This is a genomic window from bacterium (genome assembly GCA_024228115.1).
In the GTDB taxonomy this organism is placed as follows: Bacteria; Myxococcota_A; UBA9160; order UBA9160; family UBA6930.
Genome location: JAAETT010000525.1, coordinates 1 through 10,740, shown reverse-complemented (window position 1 = coordinate 10,740; position 10,740 = coordinate 1). Strand labels below are relative to the sequence as shown.

The window sequence follows — 10,740 nt, the reverse complement described above, 5'->3', positions numbered from 1 at the left end:
TCCGAATAGAGCCTTGAATCAATCGCACTGAAGTGGCCTTGTTGGGTGTCGGTGGAGAAGCCTTGTAACTCCTTCATCTCACACTCACAGGGCCATTTCAATGTCCGGCGTTCACCTCACAACGACGGATTGGGGCTAGGAGACCACCCCATGGCATCCATCGAAGACTTCAAGCAGGAAGTTCGCAGCTGGGTCGAAGAGACTCTTCCGGCCGAGCTGCGTGTCGGGAATCGAAAGAATCTACCCAAAGAACCGCTGAACAAATGGATCGATGCATTGGTTGGGCGCGGCTGGGTCACGCCCAGCTGGCCTACCGAATACGGGGGTGGCGGGCTCGATCGCAAGCATACGGCAGCATTGATGGCCGAGTTCAAGGCCGTTCGGGCACCGATCATCAGTTCCTTCGGAACCAGCATGCTGGGACCGACGCTCCTGGAATTCGGGACGGAGGAGCAGAAGCAGGAGTTCCTGCCGCAGATTTCGCGACACGAAATCAAGTGGTGCCAGGGCTACAGTGAGCCGGGTGCCGGATCGGATCTGGCAAGCCTGCAGACACGGGCCGTCCTCGAAGGTGACGAGTACGTGATCACGGGCCAGAAGATCTGGACGACGGGTGCTGACAAGGCCGACTGGATCTTCTGTCTGGTCCGCACCGATCCCGATGCGCCCAAGCACGACGGCATCAGCTTCATCCTCTTTCCGATGCACCAGGATGGGGTCGAGGTGGCACCACTGACCTTGATCGACGGAAGTGCAGACTTCTCTCAGGTGTTCTTCGATGGTGCCCGGGCGAAGGCCAAGAACGTGATCGGGCCCGTGAACGGCGGGTGGACGGTCGCGAAGCGATTGCTCCAGCACGAGCGGAGCACGGATGGTGGAAGTGAGGGCGGACTCAGTGGTGCCCAGAAGGAAACACTGGTCGAGTTGGTGAAGCGCGAGGTGGGTCTCGAGAACGGTGTGCTCGCGGATCCGGCCATCCGGCAACGGTTGGCTGCCCAGGAACTCGAGGCCCGGGCTTTGAGCCTGACGATGCGGCGCGCAGGACAGGAAGCGCGCGCTGGCCAGACGGGACGCGACATCGGGTCACTCGGTAAGTACCGCTGGGCGAACATGGTGAAGAGCGAGCAGGACATCGCGATGCTGGCAGTCGGCACTCAGGGTCTGGGCTGGGACGGTCCCGGCTTCGAGGGCACCCAACTCGAACGCACACGGGCGTGGCTCACGACGAGGGCCGATTCGATCTGGGGCGGCACCAACGAGGTGCAGCTCAACGTGATCGCGAAGCGGGTGTTGCTGATTCCGGAGTAGGGCGTCAGCTGGCAGGCTTTCGACGGAGCACGCGGGCCTCTCCCCTGCGCATCGTCAGGTGTTCGGCATCGAAGAGTTCCATCAGGGGGACGGCGTACTTCCGGGTCGTGCCGATCATCTCTTTGTAGGCGGGCGTCGGTAGCTCCTCGTGAGCTTGCAGGTGAGCAACGACCTTTTCGCGAAGCTCATCCACGGCGACCTTGTCGAACCAGAGATCGCCGGGTGCCCGGGTCAGGGAGCCGTCGCGCTCCAAATGGGCGAGAACCGGACGAAGCTCATCCGGCGAAAACGTGAGCGCAGCGGACCACTCGGAGAGTGTCGGCGGTTCTAGCGCCGCCAGCATGGCGTCGGCACGCAGGCGGGCGGCCAGAACTTCTTGTGGCTGCGTGAGGCACGGCACGAAATCCGTGGCTCGAACCGTCTTCTCTTCGATCTCGATGACTCCGAGATCGGCGAGATGGGCGAGCAGGAATTCGAACGCGGCGGCGGGAACATTCTCAGGTAGACATCCACCCAGCGTCGCCCGTGGCATGCCGGGTTCGAGCGGCTCGCGCTCGTGAAAGCTGCGGAGAGCCGAGAGAAGTCGATCGGCGAGTTCCTCCCGTGCGGCAGCGGCGATCCATAGTTCGGGGCCGAGCGGCAGCACGGCGTCGGCCTGTCCGGCCAGGCTCGAGCTCACTTCCTGCGACGAAAAGCCGGTCTCACGCGAGAGCTTCTGCTTCGAGACGGCGGCAAAGCCGGCCCTGGAGATGCGGCAGCATAAGGAGGCCGTGGCATCCTCCCCCGCGAGAACGTCCAGATCCTGGACGAGTGCCGGGTCGTTCCTGCGGCGCTGGGGCGGAGCTACGTCGAGCACCCGTCCTCCGCCGAGGGTCGCGCCTGCGTTTTCCGCACGATGGAAGCCGCGCAACACGAAGCGATCCCCGGGAAGAAGCCCGAGGGCCTCCCCATCGACGTGGATTCGCGCGAAGCCCGTCTGGCCAGGCGTGATCTCTTCCGTTCCGATCGGTGCGACGCGTGCTCGCCGCTCGGCCGTCCCGCATAACAACTCTACTGAGGACGGGTCGTTCCCGAGCAGCGGAGCCCCCGGCAGCCAGTGGAGCAGGGCATCGAAGCGATGGGTCGGAGCGAGCGCCTCCGGCCGGGTGAGGAGCAGGCCGCGCGAGAGTTCTGCCAGCGCCACGTTCTGGATGTTCACGGCGCAGCGCGCACCGGGCCGAACGGAATCCACCTTCTCCCCGAAACTCTGGAGGCCCCGCACGCGTCCGACCTCAGCTCCCGGAAGAAGCTCCACCGGATCGCCTACGCCGAGAGCAGCGCCGATCAGCGTGCCGGTCACGACGCTTCCGAAGCCGCGCATCTCGAAGCGCCGGTCGATCCAGAGACGCGGCGGTCCGTTGCGCGGTGTGCGGGCCTCCGCGACGAGGGCCAGCTGGCCCAGGGTCTGGCGGAGTTCTGTCAGTCCCTGGCCCGAGCGCGAAGAAACGGGGATCACCTTCGCCCCTGAAAGACAGGTTTCACCCACCAGGTCGGCGACCTCTTCCCGCGCCAGCTCGACCATCTCTTCGTCGACGAGATCTGCCTTCGTCAGCGCCACGACGCCGAGTTGCAATCCGAGGAGATCGCAGATGGCCAGGTGCTCGCGCGTCTGCGGCATGACCCCTTCGTCCGCAGCGACGACGAGCAGCACCAGATCGATACCGGCAGCGCCGGCCACCATGGTTCGCACGAGGCCCTCGTGGCCCGGCACATCCACCACGCCGAGCCGGAGCCCGTCTTCGAGATCCAAAGGCGCGAAACCCAGCTCGATGGTGATTCCCCGGGCCTTCTCCTCCGGCAGACGGTCGGTATCGATGCCGGTCAAGGCTTCGATCAACGTGGTCTTGCCGTGATCGATATGCCCGGCGGTGCCGAGGATGAGCGGGGGGCGTTCGGGGTCGGCCACTAGCCGGAGCCGGGCCCGATCGTGTCACGGCCCATATACGGCTGCAGGGCTTTCGGCACTCCGATGTTGCCGTCTGCTCGCTGGTGGTTCTCGAGCAAGGCCAGAATGGCTCGCGAGTTCGCAACCGCGGTGCCGTTCAGCATGTGTACCAGCTCGTTCTTCTTCGTTTCCTTGCGTCGGAAGCGCGTCTTGAGCCGCCGTGCCTGGTAGTCGGTGCAGTTCGAGGTGCTGGAGACCTCACCGTAGGAGCCACTCTCACCGCGTCCGGGCATCCAGGCCTCGATATCGAATTTGCGAAAGGCCGGCGCACCGAGATCGCCCGAGGCGATGTCGATCACCTGGTAGGGGAGCTCGAGCCCGCCGAAGATCTTCTCCTCGAGCGAGAGAAGGTGTTCGTGCATGGCCTCCGAATCCTCGGGGCGCGTGATGACGAACATCTCGACCTTGGTGAATTGGTGCACCCGGTAGAGGCCTTTGCTCTCGCGACCCGCCGCACCGGCCTCGGTACGGAAGCAGTGGGAGATCCCGGCCATCTTGATGGGAAGATCGCTCTCGTCGAGAATCGAATCGGCATGCATACCGCCGAGTGTGATCTCAGCGGTGCCGACCAGGCAGAGATCCGCATTCGAGAGCGAATAGATCTGGGTTTCCTCGCCGCGCGGGTTGTAGCCGATGCCGGCGACGATCTCGGGGCGGGCGAGATCGGGTGTGACATAGGGAACGAAGCCGTCTTCGAGGAGGATGTCCAGGGCATATCGCTGCAACGCGAGTTCGAGCAGGACGGCGCCATTCTTCAGGTAGTAGAACTTGTTTCCCGCCACCCGCGCGCCAGCTTCGAAATCGAGCAGGTCGAGCTGGGTGCCAAGCTCCAGATGGTCTCGGGTTTCGAAACCGAAGTTCGTCGGGGTGCCGACCTGCCGCACCAGGCGAAAATCTTCTTCTCCGCCTTCGGGTACCTCCGGGTGGATGAAATTCGGGAGCATGCCGGCCCGTTCATCGAGTTCGGCCCGGGTGGTGTTCAGCTCAGCCTCGATCCGTGCGACCGCTTCCTTGAGAGCGCGGCCCTCGGCGGTATGCGCGGCTCGTTGTTCATCGTCGAGCTTCTGCTTGCCCGCCTTCTGGTGCTCGTTGCGTCGCCGGTTCGCTTCGTTCAGCTCCGTCTGGCGGGCCGCGACCTGCTCGTAGAGCGCAGCAGCACCCGCCACGTCAGCCTTGACACCGCGCTTCCGACAGCTCTCTTCGATCTCGTCGCGGCGATCCGCGAGACTCCTGGGATCCAGCATGGCCGAGAAGGGAAGCAACTCCCCAGCGTCAGCGCAACGCTGGTGGTCGAGCCCCCCCCCCCCCAGCGTCAGCGCAACGCCGATGGCCTAGCCGGGAAGGGTCACCACGAGGGGCTTGTCGCGGGTCAGGATCACGGTGTGCTCGAATTGGGCCGCACGGCGGCCCGGATCGGTGAGGAGGGACCAGCCGTCGTCGCCTTCTTCGACCCAGGGTGTGCCATCGGTGACGAAGGGCTCGATGGCGAGGACTTGACCTTCCTCGAGGCGCCGACGATCCGAGGGCTCGTCGTAGCCCAGGATCTCTGTCGGCTCTTCGTGGAGGGATCGACCGACCCCGTGGGAACAGAGATTGCGGATCGTTGCGAAGCCTGCCCTGCGGGCCGTCTTCTCGAAGGCACGGCCTATGCGTCCGATTCGTGCCCCCGGCCGTGCCGCCTTGATCCCTTCGCGAAGCGCCATCTTCGCTGTCACGCAGAGGCGTTGGTCGCGCTTCGAGAAGGGCGAGACGGGGAAGCTCGCACCCGTGTCCGAAAAATACCCGGCACGGCTGCGGGCTGAGACGTCAATGTGCACCAGATCGCCGGCCCGGATCACGAGTTCACCAGGGATGCCGTGGGCGACCACCTCGTTCACGCTGATGCAGGTTGCACCGGGAAAACCGTAGGTGAACTGGGGAGCCGATTCAGCATCATGACGCGCCAGGAAGGTGGCGCCGATCTCGTCGAGTTCACTCGTCCGGATGCCCGGCTCGAGGGCCTGGCCCATCTCCCGCAGGCAACGTGCAACGATGCGGCCGATCGTCTTCAGCCCGCGGACGTCCGTTTCGTCGCCAATGCTCATGCTGCTCCAGATCGACCGTCGCGGGCCTTTGCCTTAGTTCGCCAACTCTTCGGCGAAGAGTGCCTCGACCCGCTGCCAGGCTGTCGCCGCCGATTCTGCGTGATAGGTTGCGCGCTGGTCACAGAAGAAGCCGTGGTCGGCGGGCTCGAAGACGACGATTTCATGGTGTGTCTTCGCCGCTTCGAGTGCGGATGTGATGCTTGCGACCTGATCTGCCGGGATCAGCAGATCCTGTCCGCCAAACAAGCAGAGGATCCGCCCCCCGATCTTCCTGGTTCGCGAAAGGGTGGGCTCCTTCCCTCCAGGGCCTTCGGCTGCGGCAATGCCACCGCCATAGAACGAAGCCGCCGCGGCGACATCGGTTTCACATGCCGTGAGGTAGGTCATGTGTCCGCCGATGCAGAAGCCGATCGTCCCGATCTTGGCCGTCACATCCGACCGATCCGTCAGGAAGGCGAAAGCGGCCTGGGCATCGGCCACCATCTGGTCGGCGTCGAGGAGGTGGAGTCCCTTCATCCCCTCCTCGAAGCCCGCGTTGTCGTAGCCCAACTCGATTCCAGGGGCAGTGCGATGGAAGAAATCGGGAGCCAGCGCCACGTAACCCAGGGCAGCGATTCGCTCGGTGATATCCCGGATATGCGAGTTCACACCGAAGATCTCCATCCAGACGATCACGCCGGGGAACGGTCCGTCGCCTTCCGGCCGGGCCAGGTAGCCCCCCATGGTCGCGCTGTCCACGGAGATCTCGATTCTCTCGATCTCAACTGCCATCTCTTCCGGGCTCCTTGTCGCGGGATGCGGACGTTAGCCAACGCGGATCTCCCCGGTCATTCTTCCAATAGGCAGAATACTGTGTAAATGACTGAAATCATGGAAGAAAATATCGATGGAGCAGAGCCGCTGTTCAGCGGGCAATATCACAAGTCAGAAGCTCGGGTCAGCCGATAGGGAGGTATGCGCGCGGTCCGGTTCTTTCTCGTCTTGCCCCTGCTCTTCGTGCTGGGCGGATGCTTCGTGTTCGATGAACTCGATTGGGGAATGGCCGAACTCGAAAAACATCCGGTCAAGCCGGGGGCGTCCCGGTCTCGTACGGCCAAGAAGAACGCCGAACCAGCGACCCCTTCTGCATCCTCGAGCGATTCCTCCTGGGCAGACAAGTTGCCCGACCCTCGCCAATGGTGGAGTGATGCGCGCACCGTGAGTTCGGCGGAGAAGGACGAGAGCATCGTGCGGTGTCGGCTCGATGGACAGGATCAGTTCATGCGGATCCACGAATGTCAGACTCGGGGTGGGCAGGTCGGAAGCTGACGTCTTCTGGCCTACGCCCGACCTGGCGTGTCTACGCGAAGAGATCCCGAAGTAGAACGCGAAGCTGGGGGCCCGGGCGCCAGCTCTGTTCGATCCGATCGATTGCGAGTTCCGTTGGCCCGAGGAGCCAGCAGGCTTCTGGACGCAGGCCGGTGAGCGGCGGCCCGGCAAGGTTCAGCTCGCAGATATCCCGATGTTCCCGGATCTCCTGGTCCTGGTCTTCATCGAGCCAACGCAGGGGCAACCCTTGCGTACGGCATACGTAGGGGCGGTTGGGATAGATGCGGCAGCTGTCATCCTCGGAGAGGAACGCACAGGCGCCTTCGGAATGCGGGTTCGCTTCGGCCAGGAGCGCCGGATGCCCGCGCCGAATGCCCTCCGCTTCGATCTGGCTGACGCTCAAGCCATCGATGCAACACGAGGCGCAGCCGCGTGCGCACTGGAGCCGGTCGGCGTGTTCGGCGCGCAGCGCTTCCGCACGTCGGTCCACATCGCCATGCAGGCGATGAAGCGCGGCCAACGCCTCGTTGGAGTCGCTCAGAGGAGGCCTCGTGAACTCACGGGCCGGGTTCCGCCGCACGATGTCGAAAGGTTCGTGCGGGGAGCGGGTCGTATCCCCAGCCCCCAGTTCCGGGTTCGGGCCGATCTCCGGTCAGATGCTCGTAGATGGCCATCGGCATGGTGCCATTCACTGCGCTGCGTAGTTCTCCCAGCTTGCCAGCTTCGACCAGCGGCTCTCCCCAGATCGCAAGGAATGCGTTCTTTTCATGAAAGGACTCCCCTGCGTGCCGGCCGGGAACGCCCGAGTTGTAGCCCACCCCGTTGCGAGGGAAGAGGTTGATCGTTCCGGCTCGCTCCGCATCGTAGAGATGGGCGAGTTGGACGACCGAATCCGGCCGCGCCGTGTAGGACGCAATCTGGCGCCAGGCTGTTTCGTCGCACCAGGTTTCGGGCGCGTCTTCGGAGGCTGCCAGGCAACGCGTCCGCAAGCGCGCATGCTCTTCTCGGTCGGCCGCAGCGAGCGACTCGTAAGGTGAGAGCACATCGGTCGCAAGGAGATCGCTGCCCTCGAAGGTGTAGAGGATGCGTCTTCCCTGCCGTCGGATCCTCGCGGAAGCCAGTTTGTCGCCCCGCTTACCGAGCACCAGCACGGCCCCGCCAGCGGGCGAGCAGGAGGAATCCCGAACGACCAGGTAGTCCAGGGAATCCGCCAGGCGTGTCGTGAGTTCGCCGAGTAGATCGATGGGTCGAGTGTTGGGTGCTGCCAGGGGGCGCAAGGCCCGCAGTTCTTCGGCGAGAGGTTGCGTGGGAAATCCGTCGCCCTGGTCCCGGAAGAGATCGAGCATGTAGTTGCCCCCCGCCGTAGAGGCGACGACGACATCGATGCCCTTCATCGTCGGCGGATCGAAGGGGTTCGTGAGCTTTGGGCCCTCGCCTTCATCCGAAGAGATCTTGACGATCTTGAAATCCACACCTGCCGCGCGCAGCGGGTCGAAGACCTCTACTTCGGGGTTCAACAAGTGGAAGACGGGCGCCAGGCCGTGGTCGCCGGCAAGCCCGAAGAGGGTGCGGGGCAGCACTCCGGCTTCTCGGTACGCGCGCTGAACCCGACCGAGCCAATAGTCGAGCCTGTTCAGCTCCCCCGACGGGGCCAGGATTTCATCCGAGAAAGGTCCGGTAAAGTGCGCAAAATGGTCTGGCCACGGGTTGTAGTAGACCATGAGCTCTGGGAGCGTCCGCTGCTCGAGCCGGGCGATCTCCTGGATCCAGCGATGCGCGAGCTTTCGATTCTGCTTGTCACCGATTTGCTCCCAGAGTGCATACCATGGGCGCTCGCCAAGGAACATCGAGCGCTTTGCAAGGAGCTTCTCGCGTAGCTTGCGGAGTTCTCGCTCGGTCTGGCTTCGCCGCTCGAGCTCCGCTGCACACAAACGATCGCCGAAATCGCGCAGCTTTTCACCGAGGCCCAGGTTCAGAAGGGCGTCGATGCCGAACTGGGCACGTTCGTCGTATTGGGCCGTGCAGCTCAGGCTCCCGAGCTGGGGCAAGCGTTCGAAAAGGCTCTGCATGCCGGCCTCGTCGGCAAGCTGAACCAGTTCCACCGCATCGCTTCCGTAGAAGTAGTAGGCACGCCCCCGTCGCTCGCCGTGGCGCGTGAAACCGCGATCGACGAAATGGAAGTTGGGCAGGCCCGTGGAGTGCTCGCCAGCGACCGGTGCGCCTGTCAGCGCGACCGGGATGTTGCGAACGCTGATGGTAGGTGTCGTCGAGATCCCGATCGGGACCCAGAGGCTTCGTTTCGTTCTGCGCAGTTCACGAAAGAACGGCAGGTAGGCTGGATGGGAGAAACCGGAGGCTGCGAAGGATTCGAGGAAGAGGGTCTGCTGGCCTTTCGGTGCGCGAAGCGATCTTGCCGCCGGCGGGGCCCCACCGGCTTCCAGCTGCTCGCGGGCAATCGCCTGGACGAAGGGATGGCTGGCATCACCCAGGGCCAGTGAGTTCATGAGCGCGCCCTGCAACCCATCGACGACGATCGCCACGCCATAGCGACGCTGCCGGTTGGCATGTTCGAGGAACGCCCAGAGCTCCCCGCCATTCGGCGTATCGAATTCGTGGCGCATCCAGCTTTCGAGTTGCTGTATACGAAATGCCCTGGCAGCAAAGAAACGGTAGTTCCGGCAGACGGTCTGGTCGATGAAGCGGATCAGGGCGGCCGTTGCTGCATCGAGCCGGGAGTCATCACGGAGGACGCCATCCACGGCGGCGCCTACGTCGGCCTGCTCCGCCAACTGGGTCCGCAACGCCTGCAGAACGCCGCGCACTGCATGTCTTGCGCGGGCGGTGGCCTCCTCCAGACCGCTCTCCAGGGTTCGACTCTCGCAGGCGAGACGATCGTTGATGCTGAAGTCCTGCTCGTCCTGCAAGAACAGCACATCGTAGAAGCCGATCAGATGGCGAAGAAGTTCTGGATCGAGTGTTGGAAGCTCTGCCGCCGCCTCCTTCTCCTCAGCCTTCTTCCACCTGAACATGGAATGCTCCATGCCCGGGCTCCCATCGCTCGGCCGGAAGGAGCCCCGCAGGTGGTCGTCGAAGGTTTCTGCGCTTCGACCCTCCGGCGCCGTGTACATCTCCCGCAAGAACAGCAGAAAGGGCACCAGCTCGTCGACGAAATCGCTGGCGCGAATTCGAGCCCGCACACGGGCATGCACATCCGCCGGGAGTTCCAACTCGTCGACGAAGCCTTCCAGCTTCGCCCGGGCGAAGAGTGAGATGGCCAATTGCGCCGGTACGCGGCGCAACCAGGCTTCGGCGTCGTAGACCTCCCGAAGCCGCAGCTCGATCGCACTGGTGAGCGGGCGTTGGAGCTCGCCGCATGCCAAGCCAAGGCTTGCGAGCAAGCCCAACAGGCACGAGACGAGGCCAGGAAGCCTGGGGTTCACGAGCCGAACCTGGCCCGTCTCCGGAACGGGTCCGAGAGTGGCGCTGTTCGCATGTCCAGCGCCGGCGAACTAGCGGAGACGCAGCTCGAGCATCGAGCCGACGGTCGTCGCTTCGAGGTTGTTCCACTCGGCAAGCAGGCGACAGCGAGTGACCTGCGCGCTTCCGGGTGAACCCATGTTGATCCGCATCACGCCACTCTGGCTATGATTCAAACGCTCGATGATAGTTTGCCAGTCTCTTCGACTTGCCATCGGTACCTCTCCCAAAAGAGGGAGTTAGTTAGCGCATCTGACCACCGGCTCGCCACCGTTCCGAGCGAATCTCAGCGGGTTAGGCTCGAGAAGAGCCATGATTGCGCTGGATGAGTTCCTGGATCGGCTGTTTCGCCTGGCCGTGGACCGCGGCCCCCGGCGCTTTCCCCGTCGTCGCCGCGATCGCCAGATTCTGATGAAAAGCATCCTGATGCTGCTAGACTGAGCTGAGTCTAAAAGGTCTAGACACCTTTGATCTGAAACGAGTGAGGGCCAAACGCCCATCCGTTCTAAGTTGTGGTTACGACACAACAACTTGGGAGGATGTGCGATGACCCTCGACGACAGGGTACACGCTCTTCGG

At 63.7% G+C, this 10,740-nt stretch carries 9 protein-coding genes; 2 read left to right on the top strand and 7 right to left on the bottom strand.

All coding sequences use genetic code 11. The features are described from left to right. Nucleotides 1-150: 150 nt before the first annotated feature. Nucleotides 151-1,308 carry an acyl-CoA dehydrogenase gene (locus GY937_21855; GenBank protein ID MCP5059357.1) on the top strand — a complete coding sequence of 386 codons (1,158 nt, stop codon included), beginning with the start codon at nucleotides 151-153 and terminating at the stop codon, nucleotides 1,306-1,308. A gap of 4 nt (nucleotides 1,309-1,312) precedes the next feature. Here GY937_21855 and selB read toward each other — a convergent pair whose 3' ends face one another. The 4 genes from selB to GY937_21835 form a co-directional block, all read right to left on the bottom strand. Further along, nucleotides 1,313-3,253 carry a selenocysteine-specific translation elongation factor gene (selB, locus tag GY937_21850; GenBank protein MCP5059356.1) on the bottom strand — a complete coding sequence of 647 codons (1,941 nt, stop codon included), beginning with the start codon at nucleotides 3,251-3,253 and terminating at the stop codon, nucleotides 1,313-1,315. Continuing rightward, on the bottom strand, nucleotides 3,253-4,536 hold the full coding sequence (gene serS / locus GY937_21845; protein MCP5059355.1) for a serine--tRNA ligase: 1,284 nt from the start codon (nucleotides 4,534-4,536) through the stop codon (nucleotides 3,253-3,255). The genes selB and serS overlap by 1 nt, the downstream gene beginning before the upstream one ends. 87 nt (nucleotides 4,537-4,623) lie before the next feature. Beyond that, on the bottom strand, nucleotides 4,624-5,376 hold the full coding sequence (gene map, locus GY937_21840) for a type I methionyl aminopeptidase (GenBank protein MCP5059354.1): 753 nt from the start codon (nucleotides 5,374-5,376) through the stop codon (nucleotides 4,624-4,626). A gap of 33 nt (nucleotides 5,377-5,409) precedes the next feature. Then, on the bottom strand, nucleotides 5,410-6,147 hold the full coding sequence (locus GY937_21835) for a dienelactone hydrolase family protein (protein ID MCP5059353.1): 738 nt from the start codon (nucleotides 6,145-6,147) through the stop codon (nucleotides 5,410-5,412). 183 nt (nucleotides 6,148-6,330) lie between these two features. Between GY937_21835 and GY937_21830 the strand changes: the two genes are divergently transcribed. Continuing rightward, nucleotides 6,331-6,684 carry a hypothetical protein gene (locus tag GY937_21830; protein ID MCP5059352.1) on the top strand — a complete coding sequence of 118 codons (354 nt, stop codon included), beginning with the start codon at nucleotides 6,331-6,333 and terminating at the stop codon, nucleotides 6,682-6,684. Between the two features lie 31 nt (nucleotides 6,685-6,715). On the opposite strand, the gene GY937_21825 is transcribed toward GY937_21830, so the two are convergent. From GY937_21825 to GY937_21815, 3 genes are all read right to left on the bottom strand, one after another. Beyond that, a complete protein-coding gene (locus tag GY937_21825) occupies nucleotides 6,716-7,264 on the bottom strand; it encodes a YkgJ family cysteine cluster protein (protein ID MCP5059351.1) in 549 nt (182 codons plus the stop codon). Beyond that, the gene (locus tag GY937_21820; GenBank protein ID MCP5059350.1) at nucleotides 7,242-10,124 is read right to left on the bottom strand and encodes a nucleotide pyrophosphatase; all 2,883 of its coding nucleotides are present in this window, start codon (nucleotides 10,122-10,124) and stop codon (nucleotides 7,242-7,244) included. The genes GY937_21825 and GY937_21820 overlap by 23 nt, the downstream gene beginning before the upstream one ends. Before the next feature lie 69 nt (nucleotides 10,125-10,193). Further along, the gene (locus tag GY937_21815; protein MCP5059349.1) at nucleotides 10,194-10,376 is read right to left on the bottom strand and encodes a hypothetical protein; all 183 of its coding nucleotides are present in this window, start codon (nucleotides 10,374-10,376) and stop codon (nucleotides 10,194-10,196) included. Nucleotides 10,377-10,740: the final 364 nt, after the last annotated feature.